This is a genomic window from Microbacterium sp. 22179 (assembly GCF_052045715.1).
Lineage (GTDB): Bacteria > Actinomycetota > Actinomycetes > Actinomycetales > Microbacteriaceae > Microbacterium > Microbacterium galbinum.
This window is the reverse complement of sequence record NZ_JBQEPJ010000006.1, coordinates 124,334-147,256: the sequence shown is the minus strand read 5'-3', so window position 1 is coordinate 147,256 and position 22,923 is coordinate 124,334. Positions and strand designations below refer to the sequence as shown.

Annotated in this window: 21 protein-coding genes; 20 read left to right on the top strand and 1 reads right to left on the bottom strand. The window is 68.4% G+C overall.

The window, feature by feature from the left end:
- Positions 1 to 7 precede the first annotated feature (7 nt).
- The 20 genes from ACTJKK_RS14060 to ACTJKK_RS13965 all read left to right on the top strand — a co-directional run bounded on the left by ACTJKK_RS14060 (position 8) and on the right by ACTJKK_RS13965 (position 22,254).
- Positions 8 to 1,420, top strand: a complete 1,413-nt coding sequence (locus ACTJKK_RS14060) for a UDP-N-acetylmuramoyl-tripeptide--D-alanyl-D-alanine ligase (protein WP_440748447.1) — start codon at positions 8 to 10, stop codon at positions 1,418 to 1,420.
- The gene (gene mraY, locus ACTJKK_RS14055) at positions 1,417 to 2,529 is read left to right on the top strand and encodes a phospho-N-acetylmuramoyl-pentapeptide-transferase (RefSeq protein ID WP_247956414.1); all 1,113 of its coding nucleotides are present in this window, start codon (positions 1,417 to 1,419) and stop codon (positions 2,527 to 2,529) included. Before ACTJKK_RS14060 ends, mraY begins: the two co-directional genes overlap by 4 nt.
- Entirely contained in the window at positions 2,519 to 4,057 is a 1,539-nt protein-coding gene (murD, locus tag ACTJKK_RS14050; protein WP_440748446.1) for a UDP-N-acetylmuramoyl-L-alanine--D-glutamate ligase, read from the top strand. Before mraY ends, murD begins: the two co-directional genes overlap by 11 nt.
- Positions 4,026 to 5,267, top strand: a complete 1,242-nt coding sequence (gene ftsW / locus ACTJKK_RS14045) for a putative lipid II flippase FtsW (RefSeq protein ID WP_247956412.1) — start codon at positions 4,026 to 4,028, stop codon at positions 5,265 to 5,267. Before murD ends, ftsW begins: the two co-directional genes overlap by 32 nt.
- Entirely contained in the window at positions 5,264 to 6,343 is a 1,080-nt protein-coding gene (locus ACTJKK_RS14040; protein ID WP_440748445.1) for a UDP-N-acetylglucosamine--N-acetylmuramyl-(pentapeptide) pyrophosphoryl-undecaprenol N-acetylglucosamine transferase, read from the top strand. Before ftsW ends, ACTJKK_RS14040 begins: the two co-directional genes overlap by 4 nt.
- Positions 6,344 to 6,355: 12 nt before the next feature.
- The gene (gene murC, locus ACTJKK_RS14035) at positions 6,356 to 7,756 is read left to right on the top strand and encodes a UDP-N-acetylmuramate--L-alanine ligase (protein ID WP_440748444.1); all 1,401 of its coding nucleotides are present in this window, start codon (positions 6,356 to 6,358) and stop codon (positions 7,754 to 7,756) included.
- A gap of 105 nt (positions 7,757 to 7,861) precedes the next feature.
- Positions 7,862 to 8,713: an FtsQ-type POTRA domain-containing protein gene (locus ACTJKK_RS14030; protein WP_308209784.1), complete on the top strand. Its 852-nt coding sequence runs from the start codon at positions 7,862 to 7,864 to the stop codon at positions 8,711 to 8,713.
- Positions 8,714 to 8,877: 164 nt separating this feature from the next.
- Positions 8,878 to 10,032 carry a cell division protein FtsZ gene (gene ftsZ / locus ACTJKK_RS14025; protein WP_247622089.1) on the top strand — a complete coding sequence of 385 codons (1,155 nt, stop codon included), beginning with the start codon at positions 8,878 to 8,880 and terminating at the stop codon, positions 10,030 to 10,032.
- A complete protein-coding gene (locus ACTJKK_RS14020) occupies positions 10,029 to 10,709 on the top strand; it encodes a YggS family pyridoxal phosphate-dependent enzyme (RefSeq protein ID WP_440748443.1) in 681 nt (226 codons plus the stop codon). The genes ftsZ and ACTJKK_RS14020 overlap by 4 nt, the downstream gene beginning before the upstream one ends.
- A 43-nt stretch (positions 10,710 to 10,752) precedes the next feature.
- Positions 10,753 to 11,229 carry a cell division protein SepF gene (locus ACTJKK_RS14015; protein WP_247956408.1) on the top strand — a complete coding sequence of 159 codons (477 nt, stop codon included), beginning with the start codon at positions 10,753 to 10,755 and terminating at the stop codon, positions 11,227 to 11,229.
- Between the two features lie 6 nt (positions 11,230 to 11,235).
- A complete protein-coding gene (locus ACTJKK_RS14010; RefSeq protein ID WP_247622092.1) occupies positions 11,236 to 11,532 on the top strand; it encodes a YggT family protein in 297 nt (98 codons plus the stop codon).
- Between the two features lie 152 nt (positions 11,533 to 11,684).
- Positions 11,685 to 12,296, top strand: coding sequence for a DivIVA domain-containing protein (locus ACTJKK_RS14005; RefSeq protein WP_247631954.1), 612 nt, complete (start codon positions 11,685 to 11,687; stop codon positions 12,294 to 12,296).
- Positions 12,297 to 12,393: 97 nt separating this feature from the next.
- Positions 12,394 to 12,930 (top strand): signal peptidase II, encoded by a 537-nt coding sequence (gene lspA / locus ACTJKK_RS14000; RefSeq protein WP_247622094.1) that lies wholly within the window; start codon positions 12,394 to 12,396, stop codon positions 12,928 to 12,930.
- 2 nt (positions 12,931 to 12,932) lie between these two features.
- Positions 12,933 to 13,853 (top strand): RluA family pseudouridine synthase, encoded by a 921-nt coding sequence (locus ACTJKK_RS13995; protein WP_440748442.1) that lies wholly within the window; start codon positions 12,933 to 12,935, stop codon positions 13,851 to 13,853.
- Positions 13,854 to 13,901: 48 nt separating this feature from the next.
- Positions 13,902 to 14,477, top strand: coding sequence for a GNAT family N-acetyltransferase (locus tag ACTJKK_RS13990; protein ID WP_440748441.1), 576 nt, complete (start codon positions 13,902 to 13,904; stop codon positions 14,475 to 14,477).
- 56 nt (positions 14,478 to 14,533) lie between these two features.
- Positions 14,534 to 18,052, top strand: a complete 3,519-nt coding sequence (gene dnaE, locus ACTJKK_RS13985; RefSeq protein WP_247622097.1) for a DNA polymerase III subunit alpha — start codon at positions 14,534 to 14,536, stop codon at positions 18,050 to 18,052.
- Positions 18,053 to 18,118: 66 nt separating this feature from the next.
- Positions 18,119 to 19,417 carry a hypothetical protein gene (locus tag ACTJKK_RS13980; protein ID WP_440748440.1) on the top strand — a complete coding sequence of 433 codons (1,299 nt, stop codon included), beginning with the start codon at positions 18,119 to 18,121 and terminating at the stop codon, positions 19,415 to 19,417.
- 1 nt (position 19,418) lies between these two features.
- Positions 19,419 to 20,723, top strand: coding sequence for a histidinol dehydrogenase (gene hisD / locus ACTJKK_RS13975; protein WP_440748439.1), 1,305 nt, complete (start codon positions 19,419 to 19,421; stop codon positions 20,721 to 20,723).
- Between the two features lie 9 nt (positions 20,724 to 20,732).
- The gene (nrdR, locus tag ACTJKK_RS13970) at positions 20,733 to 21,203 is read left to right on the top strand and encodes a transcriptional regulator NrdR (protein WP_247622100.1); all 471 of its coding nucleotides are present in this window, start codon (positions 20,733 to 20,735) and stop codon (positions 21,201 to 21,203) included.
- Between the two features lie 10 nt (positions 21,204 to 21,213).
- A complete protein-coding gene (locus tag ACTJKK_RS13965; RefSeq protein WP_440748438.1) occupies positions 21,214 to 22,254 on the top strand; it encodes a quinone-dependent dihydroorotate dehydrogenase in 1,041 nt (346 codons plus the stop codon).
- A gap of 65 nt (positions 22,255 to 22,319) precedes the next feature.
- Here ACTJKK_RS13965 and ACTJKK_RS13960 read toward each other — a convergent pair whose 3' ends face one another.
- Complete coding sequence (locus tag ACTJKK_RS13960; RefSeq protein ID WP_247622102.1) at positions 22,320 to 22,892, bottom strand: DUF3043 domain-containing protein; 573 nt, start codon at positions 22,890 to 22,892, stop codon at positions 22,320 to 22,322.
- Positions 22,893 to 22,923: the final 31 nt, after the last annotated feature.

The following is a 22,923-nucleotide window of genomic DNA, read 5'->3' as shown; positions in this document are numbered from 1 at the left end:
AGATGTCATGATCGCCCTGTCGCTCGCTGAGATCGCCGAAGCCATCGGCGGTGAGCTGCGCATTGCCGGAACCGATACGGCCGGCACCGTCGTCGACGGCACCGTCGACACCGATTCCCGCACCATGGGTCCGCGTTCGATCTTCGTCGCGAAGCCCGGTGCCGAGACCGACGGCCATCGCTTCGTCGGTGCCGCCGTCGACGCGGGGGCCGCGCTCGCGATCGTCGAGCACGCGGTCGACGTCGAGGTGAGCCAGATCGTGGTGGCGGATGCCGTCGTCGCGCTCGGCGCGCTCGCACGGGAGGTCGTGCGCCGTGTGCGCGAGAAGGGCGACCTCAAGATCATCGGGATCACGGGCTCGAACGGCAAGACGACCACCAAGAACTTCCTCGCGCGCATCCTGTCGGACGAGGGCGAGACCGTCGCCCCCGTCAAGTCGTTCAACAACGAGGTGGGTGCCCCCGTCACGATGCTGCGCGTGACCGAGACCACGCGTTTCCTCGTCAGCGAGTTCGGCGCAGCCGCGCCCGGCAGCATCGCGCATCTGGCAGGCCTCGTCGAGCCGGACGTCGCGGTCGTGCTGATGGTCGGGATGGCGCATGCCGGCGGCTTCGGCGGCATCGAGGAGACGGCGAAGGCCAAGTCCGAGCTCGTCGCCGCCGCCAGGACGAGCGGCACCGCCGTCCTCAACGTCGACGATGCGCGCGTCGCGGCGATGCGCGACCTCGCCGAATCCCGCGGCATGCGCGTGGTCGGCTTCGGACAGAGCCCGGTGGCCGAGGTGCGTGCGCACGACATCGAGGTGTCCGCCTCGGGAACCCGGTGCGTCATCGAGAGCGCGGGACGGAGCATCCCTCTCGATCTCCGGGTGCTCGGCGCGCACCACATCACCAACGCCCTCGCTGCGATCGCCGCCGCGGGGGTCCTCGGCGTGTCCGCAGAGGACGCCGTCGCTCGCCTCGAGACCGTCGAGATCGCGGAGCGCTGGCGCATGCAGCCCCTCGGCAGCGAGCGCGTGCGCATCATCAACGACGCCTACAACGCGAGCCCCGACTCGATGGCGGCCGCCCTGCGCACCCTCGCGCAGATCACCGGTCCCGACGAGCGCACCGTCGCCGTCCTCGGAGCCATGAGCGAGCTCGGTGAGAGCGCAGGGGAGGAGCACGACCGTATCGGTCTGCTCGCCGTGCGCCTCAACATCCGCCGCATCGTGGTCGTCGGCCCCGAGGCTCGCCGCCTCTACCTCTCCGCCGTGGGCGAGGGGTCGTGGGACAGCGAAGCCGTGCACCTGCCCGATCAGGATGCCGCCTTCGAATACCTGCGTTCCGAGCTGCGCGACGGCGATCGCGTGCTCGTCAAGTCATCAAACTCCGTGGGCCTCCGGCATCTCGGCGATCGTCTGGGAGAATTGTTCTCGTGAGGTCACTCATCATGGCGGCGGCGATCTCGCTCGCCTTCACCCTTTTCCTGACTCCCGTCTTCCTGCGGCTCTTCCGCAAGTGGGGCTGGGGGCAGGTCATCCGCACCCCGGAAGCGCTCGAGAACCCGAGCCACGAGGCGAAACGCGGCACACCGACGATGGGCGGTGTGATCTTCATCATCGGCACCATCGTCGGTTATTTCACCGGCGTGTACGTCGGCGGCGCGGTGCCCGCGCTCTCGGCCCTCCTCGTGATCTGGCTCATGATCGGCTTCGGAGCGGTCGGCTTCATCGACGACTACATGAAGGTGCGCAGCCAGCGCAGCCTGGGTCTCTCGGGCTGGCGCAAGGTGATCGGCCAGCTCCTCGTGATCATCCCCTTCGGGATCGTGGCGCTGAACTTCCCCAATAAGTTCGGGCAGACGCCCGCGAGCGAGTCGATCTCGCTGTTCCGCGACATCACCTGGCTCAACCTCTTCGCCTTCGGCGTGATCGTCGGCTGGGCCCTCTACCTCATCTGGATCGCCGTGATCGGGGTCGCGACCTCGAACAGCGTGAACCTCACGGACGGGCTCGACGGCCTCGCGGCAGGCGCCGGAGTCATCGTCGTCGGTGCGTACAGCCTCATGGCGTTCTGGCAGTACAAGCAGCCCTGCGTCGGCGAAGGCGTCGACATGGGGGCTCTCGCCGGCTGCTACGAGGTGCGCGACCCGTTCAATCTCGCCATCATCGCCGCATCCTTCGCCGGTGCCCTCATCGGGTTCCTCTGGTGGAACGCGCCCAAGGCCAAGGTGTTCATGGGCGACGTGGGTTCCATGGCGATCGGTGGTGTGATCACCGCCCTCGCGATCCTGACCCGCACCGAGCTGCTGCTCTTCGTGATCGCGGGTGTGTTCGTGCTCTCCTCCGGATCGGTGATCCTGCAGCGCGCGTACTTCAAGCTCACGCGCGGCAAGCGTCTGTTCCTCATGAGTCCCTTCCATCACCACCTCGAGATGCGCGGCTGGGCCGAGGTGACCATCGTCGTCCGACTCTGGATCATCGCGGGTCTCCTGGCGGTCTCGGCCGTGGGGCTCTTCTACGTCGAATGGCTCACCCGTGTCGGTTGACGAGCGCCTGCGCACCCTCACCAGCTGGAACGCCGACTGGAAGGGTCTGAGGGTCGCGGTCCTCGGACTCTCGATGACCGGGTTCTCGGTCGCCGATACCCTCACCGAGCTCGGTGCCGACGTCCTCGTGCTCAGCGAGTCCGCCGACGAGGAGTACGAGCGCCTGGTCCCCGTGATCGGTGCGCGTCTTGAGATCGGATCGCTCGCGACGGTGCCGGCGGCCCTCACCGACTTCGACCCCGAGGTGGTGATCGCGTCGCCCGGCTTCGCGCCCGCGCATCCGATCATCCGGTGGACGCAGGATGCCGGGATCGCGCTGTGGGGCGACATTGAACTCGCCTGGCGAGTGCGCGACAAGGTCGTGCGCGACGACGGCACTCCGGCCGAGTGGGTGCTCATCACAGGAACCAACGGCAAGACGACCACGACCCAGCTCACCGCAGCACTCCTCGTCGAGGGGGGGCTGCGCGCCGCGCCCTGCGGCAACATCGGCGTGCCGGTGCTCGATGCCGTGCGTGACCCCGCCGGATTCGATGTCTTCGTGGTCGAGCTCTCCAGCCATCAGCTCTGGTACCTCGGGCTCTCGCAGCCGGAGGGGGAACTCTTCCCGCACGCCTCCGTCTGCCTCAACCTCGCCGATGACCACCTCGTGTGGCACGGCAGCGCCGAGGCGTACCGCGACGCGAAGGCCCTGGTCTATCGCAACACCCGCGTCGCGTGCGTTTACAACAAGGCCGATGAGGCCACCCGGCGCATGGTCGAGGAAGCAGAGGTCGTCGAGGGTGCCCGCGCGATCGGGTTCGACCTGGGAACGCCCGGACCCAGCGATCTGGGAGTCGTCGAGGGTCTGCTCGTCGACCGCGCCTTCCTCGACGACCGGGCCCGCAGCGCACTCGAGATCACCACGGTCGCCGACCTGCAGCGGGTCGGCCTCGCGGCTCCGCACATCGTGCAGAACATCCTCGCCGCCAGCGCGCTCGCGCGCTCGCTCGGCGTCGAACCCGAAGCGATCCACTCGGCACTCGAATCGTTCCGGCTCGACGCCCACCGCATCCAGGTCATCGCCACGCACGCGGGCATCACCTGGATCGACGACTCGAAGGCGACGAACCCGCACGCCGCGGCATCCTCGCTGCGCGCGTACCCCGGTTCGGTGTGGGTCGTGGGGGGAGATCTGAAGGGCGTCGACATCGCCGATCTCGTCGCGAGCTCCGGCGGGACGGCACGCGCCGCGGTCGTGATCGGAGTCGAGCGAGCCTCCGTCGTCGCGGCATTCGAACGACACGCGCCGACGGTGCCGGTGTTCGAGGTGGATGCTGGCGACACTGGAGATGTCATGAATCGTGTCGTGGAGATCGCGGCGGGGATCGTCGACGACGAGGGCACGGTTCTGCTGGCCCCGGCGGCGGCATCCTTCGACCAGTTCACCAGTTACGCGGATCGTGGCCATCGCTTCGCCGAGGCGGTGCGCACGTGGATCGACCGGGGGAGTGCCGATGACGCAGGTGGCTCGCCCTCCGCGTTCTGAGTCCGGCGGTCTCGCCGCTCGGGTCTCGCTCGGGCGCCGGTTCACGCCGGTGTCGACCGAGTTCCTGCTGATCGCCTCGACCGCGCTGCTCCTCACCCTCTTCGGGCTCGTCATGGTGCTCTCGGCGACGAGCGCGACCGCCGTCGCGAACGGCTCCAACCCGATGAGCGGCGCACTGCGCCAGGGGATCTTCGCGATCCTCGGCATCCCGCTCATGTTCCTGATCAGTCGATTGCCGGTGCGCTTCCTCAAGAAGCTGGCCTGGCCGGCTCTGTTCGGAGCGGTCGCGCTCCAGCTCTTGGTCTTCACCCCGCTCGGCGTCGCCGACGGCGGAAACCGCAACTGGATCCAGGTCGCCGGCTTCCAGATGCAGCCCTCCGAGTTCCTCAAGCTCGCGCTGTCGCTCTGGATCGCGTACGTGCTGCTGCGCAAGCACGCGATGCTCGGAACCTGGCACCACGTCTTCATCCCGGTGGTGCCGGTCGGCGCGCTCGCGATCGGCACGGTGCTCGCGGGTAAGGACCTCGGCACCGCGATGGTGCTGGTCCTCATCCTCCTGGGGTGCCTGTTCTTCTCCGGGGTCAAGCTGCGACTGTTCATCATCCCGGTGCTCCTGGGCGTCGCCGCAGTGCTCGCGTACGCGCTCTCGAGCACCGACCGCATGCGGCGCATCACCGCCAACTGCGATGACATGGCCCTCTACAACACGGACTGCTATCAGTCGATCCACGGCATCTGGGGGATGGCCAACGGCGGCATCTTCGGCCTCGGGCTCGGCAACTCCCAGGAGAAGTACGGGTGGCTCCCCGCTCCCGGCAACGACTTCATCTTCGCGATCGTCGGGGAGGAGCTCGGCCTGATCGGATGCATCGTCGTGCTCGCCCTCTTCACGTTCTTCACCGTCGGCGCGTTCCACATCATCCGCAAGACCGACGATCCGTTCATCCGCGTCGCCGCGGGCGGGATCACGGTCTGGATCGCCGGACAGGCCGTCCTCAACGTCGGCGTCGTCGTCGGGCTGTTCCCCGTGATGGGCGTTCCGCTCCCGTTCATGTCGCAGGGTGGCACCGCTCTCCTCGCCGTGCTCCTGGCATGCGGGGTGCTCCTCGCCTTCGCCCGCACGCTCCCGAGCGGCGAGAAGCAGGAGACCGCGTCACGCACCCGAGCTCGCGGGGTGCGCGCAGCGCGGCGGGGTAGGGTCTCGGAGTGACCTCGTACCTTCTCGCTGGCGGTGGTACCGCCGGCCATGTGAACCCCCTGCTCGCCGTCGCCGATGGACTGGTCGCGCGTGACGCCGACGCCACCGTCCTCGTTCTCGGAACGGCCGAAGGGCTCGAGGCGCGTCTGGTGCCCGAACGCGGCTACGAGCTGCTCATCGTCGACAAGGTGCCCTTCCCGCGCCGCCCGAACCGCCAGGCGCTGGGGTTCCCGCAGCGCTTCCGCCGCGCGATCGCGCAGGTGCGGCAGCACATCCGCACGCACGCCGTCGACGTGGTCGTCGGCTTCGGCGGGTACGCCTCGGCGCCGGCCTATGTGGCCGCGCGCCGCGAGGGCATCCCGTTCGTGGTTCACGAGGCGAACGCCAAGCCGGGCCTCGCGAACGTGCTCGGAGCGCGCGGGGCGGCCGCGGTCGGCGTCGTTTTCACGGGAACACCGCTTCGCCGGAGCGAGGTCGTCGGCATGCCGCTGCGCCGCGAGATCATCGAACTCGACCGTGCGGCGACCCGTGCCGAGGCGGCACGGCACTTCGCCCTCGATTCCGATGCGCCCGTGCTGCTCGTGTTCGGCGGCTCGCTCGGAGCCCAGCGTCTCAACGAGGCGTTCGCGGACTCGTGGGGTGACGTGCTCGCGGCCGGGTGGCAGCTGCTCCACGTCACGGGCGAGCGCAGCGACCTCGCCGATCCGGGGGTTCCCGGCTACGCGATGCGACGCTACGTCGATCGCATGGACCTCGCCTTCGCCCTCGCCGATCTCATCGTCTCGCGCTCGGGAGCCGCGACGGTCAGCGAGATCAGTGCGCTGGGGATCCCGGCACTGTACGTCCCCTACTCCGTCGGCAACGGCGAGCAGCGGTTGAATGCGGCGTCCGCCGTCGCCGCGGGGGCCGCCCGGCTGCTCGACGATGGGACCTTCGACGGTGACGCCGTGCGCCGGGAGGTCGTGCCCCTGCTGACGGATCGCGCGCGCCTGGCGCAGATGGCCGATGCCGCCGAGAAGGCGGGAACCCGCAGCGGTACCGAGAACGTCATCGCACTGGTCGATCGCTCGCTGAGCGCCCGGAAGTAGACTGAGAACGACATGATCAGACCTGACCTCTCCCTGCCGATTCCCGACTCGATCACCGCCGCGCACTTCATCGGCATCGGCGGTTCGGGGATGAGCGGCCTCGCTCGGATGTTCCTCGACGCGGGTATCCGCGTCTCGGGATCCGACCGGGCCGACAGCGACAACCTGCGGGCCCTGGCTGCGGCCGGTGCGACGGTGCACGTCGGGCACGACGCGGCTCACCTCGGAGACGCCGACACCGTCGTGCACACCGGAGCGATCTGGCCCGAGAACCCCGAGTTCGTCACCGCGAAGGAGCGGGGACTCCACGTGATCCATCGATCCCAGGCGTTGCACTGGCTGATCGGCGACCGTCGACTGGTCTCGGTCGCGGGGGCCCACGGCAAGACGAGCTCCACCGGGATGATCGTCACGGCGCTGCGCGATCTCGGCGCGGACCCGCACTTCGTCAACGGCGGAGTGATCGAGCAGCTCGGCGCGTCGAGCGCCACCGGATCCGGCGACCTCTTCGTGATCGAGGCAGACGAGTCCGACGGCACGTTCCTGCTCTATGACACGGCGGTCGCGCTCATCACGAACGTCGACCCCGACCACCTCGACCACTTCGGCTCGGAGGAGGCGTTCCACGAGGCGTTCGTCCGGTTCGCGGACGGCGCGTCCGAGGCGGTCGTGATCTCCAGCGACGACGCGGGAGCGCTCCGCGTCGGTGCGGACCTCTCGCACCCCCGGGTGATCACCTTCGGCCAGGCCGAGGATGCCGACCTGCGTGTGACCGAGATCGAGACCGCCGGCGGGGTCGCCGCCACGCTGACGCGCGATGGTGAGAGCGTGCGCATGCAGCTCGCCGTCCCCGGCGTGCACAACGCGATCAACGCGGCCGGCGCGGTCGCCGTGCTCGGCGCGCTCGGCTACCCGCTCGCGGACGCGGTGCGTGCGGTGGAGGGTTTCGCCGGTACCGTTCGGCGCCTCGAGCTGCACGGCATCGCCCGGGGCGTGAGCGTCTACGACGACTACGCGCATCACCCGACGGAGGTCCGAGCGGCGCTCGAGGCGATGCGCGGCATCGCCGGATCCGGCCGCCTGATCGCGATCCAGCAGCCCCACACGTACTCGCGCACCCAGCACATGTACCAGGAGTTCGCCGACGTCCTCGAGACGTACGCCGACCACACGGTGATGCTCGATGTCTACGGCGCGCGGGAGGATCCGGTTCCCGGAGTCACGGGCGAACTCGTGAGCGGCGCGTTCCGTGATCCCTCGCACGTGCACTTCGTCGCCGATTGGCAGCAGGCCTCGGATTACACCGCGACGGTCGCGCGCGACGGCGACGTCGTGGTGACCCTCGGCTGCGGGAACGTCTACCAGATGATCCCGCAGGTGCTGGAGGCGCTGAGCCGGACCGACGGGGCGTAACAGGTGCGACGTCCAGCTCCGCTTCCGACCGATCGGCCGAAGGAACCGCGCGCGGGTCCGTCGACGTCCCGGTCACGGCCCCGCGCGCCGCGCGAGGTCGAACCGGTGGGTGCGGAGACGACGCCGGAGAGCGCCGACCTCGGTATCGAAGCGGGAGCGGATGCGCCGATCGATGCGCCCACCGACGCGTCGGGCGATGCGCCGACGTCCACGCGCGACGTCTGGCGCGCGGCCCGCGCTCGTCGCAAGGCGCTGCGGGCGGAGATCCGCCGCTTCACTCAGCGCTCCCGTCGGCGACGCATCGTCGGCTGGAGCATCGTCGGAGCCCTCCTCCTGCTGGTGGGGGGCAGTGTCGCCGCCGCATACAGCCCGCTCTTCGCCGTCGAGAAGATCACGATCGTCGGTGCCACCACCCTGGACCCCGCCGCCATCGAGGCGGCGCTCGGCGATCAGATCGGCACGCCGCTCGCGCTCGTCGACAGCAGTGAGATCAAAGCGGCGCTCATCGGCTTCCCCCTCATCGAGACCTACGCGCTCGAGGCTCGCCCGCCGCACGACCTGACGGTGCGCATCGTCGAGCGCACCCCTGTGGGCGTGCTCCGCTCCGATGCCGGGTACACGCTCGTCGACGCGGCGGGCGTGGCACTCGCGACCACGACGGACCAGCCGGCAGGGCAGCCCCTCCTCGACATCGCAGGCGGTACCGACTCGAGCGCTTTCGAGAGTGCCGGCCTCGTCGTGCGCTCGCTCCCGGCGGACGTCCGCGCGCAGTTGACGGGTGTGCGTGCGACCACCGCCGATGACGTGACGTTGACGCTGAGCAGCGGCCTGACCGTGGTGTGGGGAAGCGAAGACGAGTCGGCGACCAAGGGCATCGTGCTCGCGCGGGCCCTCGCCGCGAACCCCGGCGCCGGGACGATCGACGTCTCGTCCCCGAACGCGGCCGTCGTCGGCTGACGACTTTCGCGAGGAAACGCGCGACACGCCCATCCCGTTGCGCGCGCATGCCGGTGCGGCGCATACCTTCGATCAAGAGAACGCAATACCGGGAAATACTTTACACCTCTACTTGAGGTTTAAGGTTTGGCCCGATCCAGGCTCGAAAAACTCGGAGGCCGGCCATGAGCCAGAACCAGAACTACCTCGCCGTGATCAAGGTCGTCGGCGTCGGCGGTGGCGGCGTCAACGCCGTCAACCGCATGATCGACCTCGGTCTCCGCGGAGTCGAGTTCATCGCGGTGAACACCGACGCGCAGGCGCTGCTCATGAGCGACGCCGACGTCAAGCTCGACGTCGGACGCGAGCTCACCCGCGGGCTCGGCGCCGGAGCCGACCCGGAGGTCGGCCGTCGTGCCGCCGAGGATCACGCGGAGGAGATCGAGCAGGCCCTCACCGGCGCCGACATGGTCTTCGTCACCGCGGGCGAGGGAGGCGGTACCGGAACGGGTGGTGCCCCTGTCGTCGCACGCATCGCCAAGTCGATCGGCGCTCTCACCATCGGTGTCGTCACCAAGCCGTTCTCGTTCGAGGGCCGCCGCCGCCAGAGCCAGGCCGAGGCCGGTGTCGCGAAGCTCAAGGAAGAGGTCGACACCCTCATCGTGGTGCCGAACGACCGTCTCCTCGAGATCAGCGACCGCGGGATCTCGATGATCGAGGCGTTCGCGACGGCCGATCAGGTGCTCCTCGCCGGTGTGCAGGGCATCACCGACCTCATCACCACGCCGGGTCTGATCAACCTCGATTTCGCCGACGTGAAGTCCGTCATGCAGGGCGCGGGCTCCGCGCTCATGGGCATCGGCTCCGCTCGAGGCGCCGATCGCGCGATCAAGGCTGCCGAACTCGCCGTCGAGTCGCCGCTGCTGGAGGCATCCATCGAGGGCGCCCACGGTGTGCTGCTGTCGATCCAGGGTGGCTCCAACCTGGGCATCTTCGAGATCCACGATGCCGCGGATCTCGTCAAGGAAGCGGCGCACCCCGAGGCGAACATCATCTTCGGTACCGTCATCGACGACACCCTCGGCGACGAGGTGCGTGTGACGGTCATCGCCGCCGGCTTCGACGGCGGCGAACCGTCCCTGCGCCTCGACCCGATGGTCGTGTCGCGTCCGGCGACCGCGACGTTGCCGGAGGTCGCGCTCTCGGACGAGAAGGATGCCGTGGCGGAGGACGAGACCACCGAGACCGAGCCCTCCGCGGCTCCTCAGCGCACGCACACGACCAGCATCGAGCCGGCGTTCGCCGACGACGACATCGACATCCCCGAATTCCTGAAGTGACCGACCTGGGAGCGCGGCTGTCGGCGATCGACGAGCAGATCGCCGACGCCGCGCGCCGGGCCGGACGAGATGCGACCGAGATCACTCGCATCGTCGTGACGAAGTTCCATCCCGCAGAGCTCGTGCGCGAGCTCGCTTCTCTCGGGGTGCGGGAGGTCGGGGAGAACCGGCAGCAGGAGCTGTCCGCGAAGCGCAACGAGCTCGAGGCGCTGGACCTCACCTGGCATTTCATCGGTCAGGCGCAGACGAACAAGGCGGCGGCGATCCGTCGCAGCGCTGACATCGTCCACTCCGTGGATCGGGTGCGCCTCGCCGACGCGCTGCATCGTGCTGGCGAGGACGACAGCGTCCTCGACGTGCTCGTCCAGATCAATCTCACGCCCGACGCCGGGCGGGGCGGCGTCCAGCCCGCCGAGGCCGCAGCTCTCGCCGAGCACGTCCTCGCGCTCCCGTCGCTTCGACTGCGCGGGGTCATGGCCGTCGCCCCTCTCGACGAGGAACCGGCATCCGCTTTCGCGCGTCTGCACCGCGTCGCCGAGGAGGTGCGCGGCGTCGCTCCCGATGCCATGTGGATCTCCGCGGGGATGACCGGCGACTTCGCCGAAGCCATCGCCGCAGGCGCGACACACCTTCGGATCGGGTCGGCAATCACCGGCCCCCGCCCCGACCGGGGTTAACCTCTACAAAGACCAACCCGTATCGTTCGAACCGGAGGACACGATGGGTAACCCGCTGAAGAAGACCATGGTGTACCTGGGCCTCGCCGATGAGGAAGAAGCCTATGAAGAAGAGCAGCAGGCACCCGCTCGCGCTCACCGCGAGCGCGACCGCGACCGTGACCGTGAAGAGCCGGCACCGGCTCCCGTCACCCCGTTGCGCCGCCCCGTCGCCGTCCGTCAGCCTTCGGTGGGTGCCGTGAACGAGATCCTGACGGTCCACCCCAAGCAGTACCGTGACGCTCAGCTGATCGCCGAGAGCTTCCGCGAGGGCGTTCCGGTCATCATCAACCTGTCCCAGATGAGCGATGCAGACGCCCGCCGTCTCATCGACTTCGCCAGCGGTCTCTCCCTCGGCCTCTACGGTCGTATCGAGCGCGTGACCTCGAAGGTCTTCCTGCTCTCGCCGGAGAACATCGCTGTCTCGGGCCAGGGGGGTATCGCGCACGCGGACGCGGAGTCCGCGGGCTTCGATCAGTAGTAAGCCGTGCAGCTGGTCTCGATCGCCGCGAGCATCATCCATCTGGTGCTGCTGCTGTACATCTTCGTCCTCTTCGCGAGGCTGATCCTCGACTACATCCCGCTGTTCAACAGGGAGTGGCGACCGAAGGGCTTCGGCCTGGTCGTCGCCGAAGCCGCTTACACGGTGACCGATCCGCCCATCCGGTTCTTCCGGCGGATCATCCCGCCCCTGCGGATCGGCACGCTGTCGTTGGACTTCGGTTTCGCCCTGACGATGCTCATCGTGCTGATCCTGATGAACATCGTCCGGCTCTTCATCTGACCCCTGCCAGTTCTCACTCCTGGGTGTCGTGACATCGCGGCGCCAAGGTGCGGGGGCTATGCTGGCTCCCAGGTGCGCGCCCCGGGTTCGCGCCACATCACGACCACGCCATATCGACACTGGCAACCGAACTCACCGAAAGAGGAGCCATCATGGCACTTACCCCGGATGACGTCGTCACCAAGCAGTTCCAGCACGTTCGCTTCAAGGACGGCTTCGACCCGGACGAGGTGGACGACTTCCTCGACGAGATCGTCATCGAGTGGCGCAAGGCCCTCGAGGAGAACGTCGAGCTCAAGGCCAAGCTGGCCGCTTACGAGTCGGGCGCCACGCCCGCCGCAGAGTCGGCCGAGGCCGCTCCGGTCGCCGAGGCCCCCGCGCCTGCGGCTCCGGCACCCGTCGCCGAGGCTCCTGCGGAGTCCGCTCCCTCCGGCTCCGCCACGGCGACCGCCGGGATCATCGAGCTCGCGCAGCGTCTGCACGACGAGCACGTCGCCGAGGGTGAGGCGAAGCGCAACCAGCTCATCGCCGACGCCGAGACCGAGGTGGCCCGTATCCGCACCGAGGCGGAGGCGAAGCAGCGCGAGGAGTCGGCTCGACTCGAGCGCGAGCGCAACACGCTCGAGGCCCGGATCACCGAGCTCCGCAACTTCGAGCGCGACTACCGTTCGCAGCTGCGCGGCTACATCGAGGGTCAGCTCCGCGACCTCGACGAGAAGTCGGCTTCCACGGACTCGACGCCCGTCTCCGCGATCGGACTGTAGGTCGTAGGTCTTGAGCCCACGCCTTCCCCTTCGTCGGTCGGCGGCCGGTGCGATCGTTGCGATTCTCGCAGCGCTTGTGCTGGCCGCCGATCAGTTTGTGAAGTACCTCACCACCGAGAACCTTCCCTACCAGGAGCCGGTTCCCGTCCTCGGTGAGTTCCTTCAGCTGTACTACGTCCGCAATCCCGGAGCGGCGTTCTCGCTCGGGTCGGACGTCACCTGGATCTTCACGATCGCCCTCGCGGTCGTCGCCGGCGTCATCGTCTGGAAGGCGTTCGGTCTGCGCTCGCGGCTCTGGGCAGTCGTGCTCGGCGCGCTGCTCGGCGGTGTGCTCGGCAACCTCGGAGATCGCCTCTTCCGCGACCCCGGCTTCCCGGTGGGACACGTGGTCGACATGATCTCGATGCCCTGGATGATGCCCGCGATCTTCAACATCGCCGACATCTTCATCGTGTGCGGCATGATCTCGGTCGCACTGCTCGTCGTCTTCGGGCTGCGCTTCGATGGCTCCCGCGAGCGCGACCACGCGCCCGTCGAGACGGAGGAAGAGGCCGAGGCCGCGGCAGCGGAGCAGGAACTCGCGGCACGCGACGTCGTCGAACGACCGGCGGCGCCGGTCGAAGACGAGCGCTGATCGTGGAGTCGCGTTCACTGCCGGTGCCCGACGGCCTCGAGGGCGCGCGCGTCGACGCCGCTCTCGCGAAGATGCTCGGTTTCTCGCGAACCTTCGCTGCGGAGGTCGCGGCGTCGGGCGGCGTGCGCCTCGACGGCGTGACCCTCGACAAGTCCGACAGGCTGCGCGGTGGGGGATGGCTCGAGGTCGAATGGCAGCCCAAGGAAGGTCCGAAGATCGTTCCGATCGCGGTGCCCGAACTCGGGATCGTCTTCGACGATGACGACATCGTCGTGGTCGACAAGCCGACCGGTGTCGCGGCCCATCCCTCCCTCGGTTGGGAGGGGCCGACGGTGGTGGGTGCGCTGGCGGCCGCCGGCTTCCGGGTCGCGACCAGCGGTGCGCCCGAGCGTCAGGGCGTGGTGCACCGGCTCGACGTCGGCACGAGCGGCCTGATGGTCGTCGCCAAGACCGAGACCGCCTACACGCACCTCAAGCGCGCCTTCAAGGAGCGCACGGTCGAGAAGATCTATCACGCGGTGGTTCAGGGGCATCCCGACCCGCTCGCGGGCACGATCGATGCGCCGATCGGTCGGCACCCGAGCCACTCCTGGAAGTTCGCGGTCACCCCCGACGGCAAGCCCTCGGTCACCCACTACGAGACGCTCGAGGCGTTCCCCGGCGCGTCGCTGCTCGAGATCCATCTCGAGACCGGACGCACTCACCAGATCCGCGTGCACATGGCCGCGCACCGCCATCCGTGCGTCGGTGATCCTCTCTACGGGGCCGACCCCACGCTGTCCGCCCGCTTCGGTCTCACGCGGCAGTGGTTGCATGCGCATCAGCTCGCGTTCTCGCATCCGGCTACCGGCGACTGGGTGCAGTTCGAGTCACCGTATCCGGCCGATTTCCAGCACGCCCTGGCGGTCCTCCGAGACGAGTGATCACTCGTGGCTCCGGCGGATGTCGGATGCCGGGGGGATACTGAGGTCATGGACATCGAGGTTCGGCCCGCCACGGTCTTCGCCGACGTCGCGACCCTGGTCGGCCCGAAGAAACCGACGTCGAACGTCTGCTTCTGCCTGAGCTATCGGATCGGCAACGCCGAGAACCAGGAGCTCCGCGGCGAGAGACGCGCCGAGCGTGTGCGCGGTCTCTGCGCGGAAGACCCGCCTCCCGGGGTGATCGCGTATCTCGACGACGAGCCGGTCGGCTGGGCGGCGGTGCATCCTCGACGCGACACGAGTTTCGCCACCAATCGCAGGATCCCGTACATCGACGACGTCGACGTCTGGTCGTTGTGGTGCATCCGGGTGCGTCCGGGGCATCGCAAGCAGGGCATCTCGCACGCCCTGGTCGACGGGGCGGTCGCTTTCGCACGCGCACAGGGGGCGCCCGCGATCGAGGCGTATCCGGTCGACAACGCGGGGGAGCGGGTCGACCTGACGATGGCCTACGTCGGCACGCGCGCGCTGTTCGAGCGGGCGGGCTTCGAGAAGTCGGCCGAGACGACTTCGCGCCTGAACGGATTCCCGCGCGTGCTGATGCGGCTCGACCTGTCGGACTGACACCTGCGGACCCCGATCGGCGACCCGATGTCGGACGCCGAAAGTAGACTCGAACCATGGCATCCGACTCCTTCGTCCACCTGCACGTGCACAGCGAGTACTCGATGCTCGACGGGGCGGCGAAGATCAACGCGATGACCCAGGCGGCCGCGGAATACGGCATGCCGGCGATCGCCGTCACCGATCACGGCAACACCTTCGCGGCTTTCGAGTTCTACAACGCGGCGCGCAACGCGGGGGTCAAGCCCATCATCGGGCTCGAGGCGTACATGACGCCGGGCACCCACCGCAGCGACAAGACGCGCGTGCAGTGGGGATCGCCTGACCAGAAGAGCGATGACGTATCGGGTTCGGGCGCCTACACCCATATGACGATGTGGAGCCAGAGCACCGAGGGCATGCACAACCTCTTCCGCATCAGCTCGCGGTCGAGCATGGAGGGGTACTACTTCAAGCCCCGCATGGACCGAGAACTGCTGCAGACGTACGGCAAGGGGCTGATCGCGACGACCGGATGCCCGTCGGGCGAGGTGCAGACGCGACTGCGCCTCGGGCAGTACGACGCGGCGCGCGCGGCGGCCGCCGAGTTCCAGGACATCTTCGGCAAGGAGAACTACTTCGCCGAGATCATGGATCACGGGCTCTCGATCGAGCGCCGGGTGATGACCGACCTGCTGCGTCTGGCGAAAGACCTCCACATCCCGCTGGTCGCGACGAACGACTCGCACTACACCCACCAGCACGAGGCCGACGCCCACGAGGCCCTACTGTGCGTGCAGTCGGGATCGACGCTCGACGATCCCAATCGCTTCAAGTTCGACGGCGACGGCTACTACATCAAGACCGCGGCCGAGATGCGTCAGCTGTTCCGCGATCACCCCGAGGCGTGCGACAACACGCTCCTGATCGCCGAGCGCTGCGAGGTGGAGTTCAACACCGCGGCGAACTACATGCCGCGCTTCCCCGTGCCCGACGGCGAGACCGAGGACAGCTGGCTCGTCAAAGAGGTCGAGGCCGGTCTCCACTACCGCTACCCGGGCGGTATCCCCGACAAGGTGCGCAAGCAGGCCGAGTACGAGACCGGCATCATCCTCCAGATGGGCTTCCCCGGATACTTCCTCGTCGTCGCCGACTTCATCAACTGGGCGAAGGACAACGGCATCCGGGTCGGTCCGGGTCGTGGTTCCGGTGCGGGATCGATGGTCGCGTACGCGATGAGGATCACGGATCTCGACCCTCTCGAGCACGGCCTCATCTTCGAGCGCTTCCTCAACCCGGATCGTGTCTCGATGCCCGACTTCGACGTCGACTTCGATGACCGTCGCCGCGGCGAGGTCATCGAGTACGTGACCAAGAAGTACGGCTCGGAGCGCGTCGCGCAGATCGTCACCTACGGCACGATCAAGTCCAAGCAGGCTCTCAAGGACGCGGGACGCGTGCTCGGGTTCCCGTTCAGCATGGGCGAGCGTCTGACCAAGGCGATGCCGCCCCCCGTGATGGGCAAGGACATGCCCCTCGACGGAATGTTCGACTCGGCCCACCCCCGCTATAAAGAGGCGAGCGAGTTCCGTGCGCTGATCGACACGGATCCCGAGGCGAAGACGGTCTTCGACCGTGCGCTCGGTCTCGAGGGCCTCAAGCGCCAGTGGGGCGTGCACGCGGCCGGTGTCATCATGTCGTCCGACCCGCTGCTCGACATCATTCCGATCATGCGCCGTGAGCAGGACGGGCAGATCGTCACGCAGTTCGACTACCCGTCGTGCGAGTCGCTCGGCCTGATCAAGATGGACTTCCTGGGGCTGCGCAACCTCACGATCATCTCCGACGCGCTCGACAACATCCGTATGAACAGGGGAGAGGAGCTCGACCTCGAGCACCTCGCTCTCGATGATCAGGGCGCGTACGACCTGCTCGCGCGAGGAGAGTCGCTCGGCGTGTTCCAGCTCGACGGCGGCCCGATGCGGTCGCTCATGCGACTGATGAAGCCCGACAACTTCGGTGACATCTCGGCGCTCATCGCGCTCTACCGCCCGGGTCCCATGGGGGCGAACTCCCACACGAACTACGCGCTGCGCAAGAACGGCCAGCAGCCCATCACGCCGATCCACCCGGAGTTCACCGAATCACTCGCAGACATCCTCGAGGAGTCCTACGGTCTGATCATCTACCAGGAGCAGGTGATGGCGATCGCCCAGCGCGTCGCCGGGTTCTCGCTCGGTCAGGCAGACATCCTCCGGCGTGCGATGGGTAAGAAGAAGAAGTCCGAGCTCGACAAGCAGTTCGCGGGCTTCCAGGCGGGAATGCACGCGAACGGATACTCCGACGGGGCGGTCAATGCGCTCTGGGAGATCCTGCTTCCGTTCTCCGACTACGCCTTCAACAAAGCGCACTCCGCCGCCTATGGAGTCGTCTCGTACTGGACCGCCTACCTGAAGGCGCATTACCCGGCCGAGTACATGGCTGCGCTGCTCACCAGCGTCGGCGACTCCAAGGACAAGATGGCTCTCTATCTCAACGAGTGCCGCCGCATGGGTATCAAGGTGCTGCCGCCCGATGTGTCGGAGTCGATCAACTACTTCGCGGCCGTCGGTGACGACATCCGCTTCGGGCTCGGCGCGGTGCGCAACGTCGGAAGCAACGTCGTCGAGGGCATCGTGCAGGCGCGGAAGGACGAGCGCTTCACCTCCTTCCACCACTTCCTCGACAAGGTTCCGCTGCACGTCGCGAACAAGCGCACAGTCGAGTCCCTCATCAAGGCCGGTGCCTTCGACACGATGGGCGACTCCCGTCGCGCGCTCGTCGAGATCCACGAGGACGCCGTCGAGGCCGCCGTCGACCGCAAGCGGAACGAAGCTCAGGGCGCGATCGGCTTCGACTTCGACAGCCTGTACGACGGTATGGAGGAGGCGGCGCCGGCGAAGGTCCCGGCGCGCCCGGAATGGATCAAGAAGGACAAACTCGCGTTCGAGCGGGAGATGCTGGGGCTCTACGTCTCCGATCACCCGCTGGCCGGACTCGAGGTTCCGCTCGCGAAGCACGCCTCCATCTCGATCCACGACCTCAACAACTCCGAGGACCTCCAGGACGGCGACCAGGTCACCGTCGCGGGTCTTGTGACGAGTGTCCAGCATCGCGTGGCGAAGGCGAGCGGGAACCCGTACGGCATGATCACGGTCGAGGACTTCAACGGCGAGGTCACCGTGATGTTCATGGGAAAAACGTACACCGAGTTCCAGCACGTCCTCCAGCAGGATTCGATCCTGGCCGTGCGCGGGCGTGTTTCGCGACGCGACGACGGGCTCAACCTGCACGCGCAGTCCGCATTCGCTCCGGACGTCGGGTCGTTCGACGCCGCGGGACCGCTCGCCCTGGTGCTCGCCGAGCAGCGAGCCACGGAGCGCGTGATGCACGAGCTCGCCGACGTGCTCCGGCGCCACTCGGGTGAGACCGAGGTCCTCCTGCGCGTGCATCGCGGCGGCACCGCGAAGGTGTTCGAAGTGCCCATGCCCGTGAAGGTCTCCGCCGATCTGTTCGGTGACCTCAAGTCGCTCCTCGGGCCGGGCTGCCTGGGCTGAGCGGGTAGTATCAGGACGCGTCGGAACGCGCCTCCCCCTCTGCGCGTCGTGACGAAAGGAAGACCCATGAGTACCGATATCCCCGACAACGCGGATGCCGAGAACGAGGCGTTCCTCGATGATGACGGTGTCCTGTACGACGAAGAGGTCACGCCGGAGTTCGGCATCCTCGGGTTCACCCTCCGGGAGCTCTCGATCGCCGGCGTCTGGCTCATCGCCTTCGTCATCTCCTTCTTCCCGCTGACCGGTGGCACCTCCATCTGGGGAGCGGGTATCCAGTGGATCCTGCCGATCGGCGTGCCGACGGCAGCCGTGTTCCTGCTCGTGCTGCGGCGGTTCTCGCCCGACGGCATCCGCCGAGTCGGCTCCCTCGGGATCGATCAGTTCGCATCGGTCGCCTTCACCGTCTCGGCGGTGACGTGGATCAGCGCGCTGTGGTCATCGATCGCCGCGGCGATCGAGTTCGGTGTCTGGACCCTCAACTGGGTCAGCATCGTGCAGCTCCTCGCTTCCCTCGCGCTGGTCGCGCTGACTGTCTTCGCTCCGATCATCCCGGGCCTGAAAGAGGACTTCCACGGCCGCCTCGTCACTCTCGCGCATCGCAACGCGAACCCGGTGCGCCCGGTGATCGCCCGCCCGCGGGCCGAGCGCGCCGCCCCCGCCGATGCGGAGGTCGCCGCCGCACCCGAGACATTCGCGCCCGAGGCATTCGCGCCCGAGGCATTCGCACCCGAGACGTTCGCGCCCGAGCCGGGCGCGAACGAGCAGGTCGCGCCCGATTCCGTTTCGGCCCACGACGGATCCTGGGACGGTGCAGAGCCGCCGACCACGCGACGTGCCGCTCTCGACGCCGACACCCCCGACGGCTACGCGACCGACGAGATCGCGCGCTTCGATCTGCCGCAGCAGGTGCCGCTGGCCGCGCACGCCTCGGGTGGAGGAACCGGTACCGAGGAAGCGGTCGCCGAGGAGGAGTACACCCCGTCGTACTCCCGTCGCTCCCGCACCCCCGAGATCATCTCCGACACCGGTGAGATCGAGTCCTTCCTCGAAGAGGTCGCCGAACCGGTGCCGGCTCCGGCCAGCGCGGCAGCGGAGCATCCGACCGACGTGTTCGGCGACGAGTCCGTCGTCACGGATCCCGAGGCGACCCGTCCCCGCGATTCCGCGCAGGCCGCGCAGCCTTTCTGGATCCTCGCTCCGTCCGAGCGCGACGTGCACGACGAGCGCGGCGAGGCGATCTTCCGCATCGGCCCGCAGGCCTGGGCGCTCGTGATCGAAGACCGCGGTGGCGCCTTCGTCGTCCGGCACGATGACGGCCGCATCGGATACCTCCACGACATCTCCGGCATCACGAAGGGCTGAAGTGCGAATCATCGATCTGCGGGGGCGCGAGCTCTCGCCGGCAGACATGCTCGCGGCCGTGCCGCGCGCGACCCAGGCACGCGCCGAGGCGCTCGACACGGCTGCGCGGCTCGTCGACGACGTGCGCACGCAGGGGGAGTCCGCACTGCGTGATCAGGCGGAGCGCTTCGACCGCGTCACCGAGCACGCGATCCGCGTTCCGGCCGAGCACATCTCGGAAGCGCTCGACGCGCTCGCACCCGAGGTGCGCGCCGCGCTCGAAGAGGCGATCCGCCGCGTGCGTCTCGCCTCCGCTGCCCAGGTGCCCGCGGATCAGACGACCCTTCTCGGTCCGGGTGCGCGCATCGTGCAGCGGTGGCAGCCCGTCAGCCGCGTGGGTGTGTACATCCCCGGGGGCAAGGCGGTGTATCCGTCGAGCGTCATCATGAACGTGGTTCCGGCGCAGGTCGCCGGCGTCACTCAGATCGCCCTCGCCTCGCCGCCTCAGGCCGACCAGGGCGGGCGCATCCACCCCACGATCCTCGGAGCGGCCGCACTGCTCGGCATCAGCGAGGTCTACGCGATGGGAGGCGCCGGTGCGATCGGCGCGTTCGCGTGGGGCGTCCCCGGCGTCGGGCTCGATCCCGTCGACGTGGTGTCCGGTCCGGGCAACAACTACGTGGCCTCCGCGAAGCGGGCGGTCGCGGGTGTGGTCGGGACGGATGCCGAGGCGGGAGCGACCGAGATCCTCGTCGTCGCCGATGCCTCCGCCGACGCCCGTCTCGTCGCCGCCGACCTCGTCAGCCAGGCCGAGCACGACGAGCAGGCCTCCGCGGTGCTCGTCACCGATTCCGAAGACCTCGCCGCTCGAGTGGCGCACGACGTCGCGGTTCAGGGAGCTGCCACCCGGCACAGCGACCGGGTGTCCGCCGCTCTCGACGGACCGCAGTCCGCGATCGTGCTCGTCGACGATCGTGCGATGGCGGCGGCCTTCAGCAACGCGTACGCACCCGAGCACCTCGAACTGCACCTCACCGACGCCGAGGCCGCGGCCCCCGCCTTCACCAGCGCGGGCGCCGTTTTCGTCGGCGACCAGACGCCGGTCAGCCTGGGCGACTACATGGCCGGCAGCAACCACGTGCTGCCGACGGGGGGACAGGCGCGGTACGCGCCGGGCCTCGGCGCTTACACGTTCCTGCGCCCGCAGCAGGTGATCTCCTACGACCGGACCGCTCTCGCCGAGGTGCGCGACGGCGTGGTCGCGCTGGCGAACAGCGAGATCCTCCCCGCCCACGGCGAGGCGATCGAAGCACGATTCACGGAGTAGGTTGTACGGATGCATTGCCCCTTCTGCCGTCATCCCGATTCCCGTGTGATCGACTCCCGCACGAGCGACGACGGCCTCTCGATCCGCCGACGCCGACAGTGCCCCGAGTGCGGTGGACGGTTCACGACCACTGAGACAGCCAGCCTGAACGTGATCAAGCGCTCGGGCGTGATGGAGCCGTTCAGCCGGGAGAAGGTCATCTCCGGTGTTCGCAAGGCCTGCCAGGGCCGACCTGTCACCGAAGCGGACCTCGCGATCCTGGCGCAGCGCGTCGAAGAGGCGGTTCGACAGACGGGTGTCTCGCAGCTCGACACGAACGAAATCGGACTCGCCATCCTCGGCCCGCTCCGCGATCTCGACGAGGTGGCGTTCCTCCGCTTCGCGAGCGTGTATCAGGCCTTCGACTCGCTCGAGGACTTCGAATCCGCGATCACCGATCTCCGAGCCGACCACGCGAAGGCGGAGTCCGCCGACCGGTAATCTGGCAGTGATGTATCCGCTGCTCTTCCGCGCTGTCCTCTCGCGCTTCGATCCCGAGTTCGCCCACCACGCCGGCATGGCGGTGATCCGTGTGCTCGGTGTGCCGCCGTTCTCGACCGTCACCCGCTCGCTCACGCGTCCCGATCCGTCGTTGCAGGTGAAGGCCCTCGGGCTGACATTCCCGTCGCCGTTCGGCATCGCTGCGGGCTTCGACAAGAACGCGGTCGGCGTGCGCGGATTCGCTGCACTCGGATTCGGTCACGTCGAGGTCGGGACGATCACGGCGATCCCGCAGGACGGGAACCCGAAGCCACGGCTGTTCCGGCTCGTGCCCGACCGTGCGGTGATCAACCGGATGGGCTTCAACAACAAGGGAGCGGATGCCGCCGCGCGGCGGCTCTCGAGGCTGCGGCGCGGCGCCCCGAACACCGTCATCGGCGTGAACATCGGCAAGAGCCGTGTCGTCGACGTCGAGGACGCGACCGCGGACTACGTCGCCTCGGCCACCCGGCTCGCGCCGCTCGCCGATTACCTCGCCGTGAACGTCTCGTCGCCGAACACGCCGGGACTCCGCGGTCTGCAGGCGGTCGAGACGCTGGCCCCGCTGCTGCGCGCCGTGCGCGACGCCTCGGGTGCGACGCCGCTGCTGGTGAAGATCGCCCCCGATCTCCCCGACGAGGAGATCACCGCGATCGCTCAGATGGCCGTCGCCGAGGGGCTCGCGGGGATCATCGCCCACAACACCACGATCAGTCGAGACGGATTGCGCACCGACCCCGCGGTCGTCGCGGCGGCCGGTGCAGGCGGACTGTCGGGGGCGCCGCTGAAGGAGCGATCGCTCCAGGTGCTGCGCGTCGTACGCGCCGCGGTGCCCGCGGACTTCTGCGTCATCGCGGTCGGGGGAGTGGAGACGGCCTCCGACGTCGAGGAGCGCCTCGCGGCCGGCGCGACGCTGGTGCAGGGATACACGGCGTTCCTCTACCGCGGTCCGCTGTGGGCCCGGCAGGTCAATCGCGGACTCCGGAACCGCCTACCTCTGTCGCAGGGCTGACGCCCCTACGAGGAACGCCTCGTCTCCGCAGGGAGACGAGGCGTTCCTTCGTGAACGGGACCGGATCAGTCGGGGTACTGGCCGCGCTTGACCTGCGGCTTCGGCAGGCGCATGAAGCGCATCTGCAGCGAACGCATCGCGGCGTACCAGCCGAGGCCGCGTTCCATGCGCTCCTGTCCGAACTTCGCGGCGACCTTGCGCTTGACGCGGATGCCGAGGAGGATCATGCCGCCGATCGCGATGACGAGGTACGCCATCATCACGAGGTAGGCGTAGTAGGAGACCAGAGTGCTGAACGGCACGAGCGTCGCGAGGATCACGAGCACCATCACGGCCATCACGAATTCGGCGGGGTGCCAGCCGGCATCCACGTAGTCGCGCACCCAGCGGCGCTGCGGGCCCTTGTCGCGGGCCGGGAGGTACTTCTCCTCACCCGCGGCCATACCGGCCTGTGCACGGGCTCGTCGCTCGTTGAGCTCGGCGCGGGCCGCGGCCTTGGCCTCTTTGGTGTTGGCCACGAGGGGGCGACGGCGGGCGGCCTCCTGCTCGGCGCGGCTCGGCGTCGCCCGGCCCTTTCCGACGGCGGGCGTCTCGGCGGCGTCGTCGTTCGTCGAAGGGGATGCAGGAGTAGTGGCCACGAGGTTCCTCGGTTCGCTGACGGGGGATCAC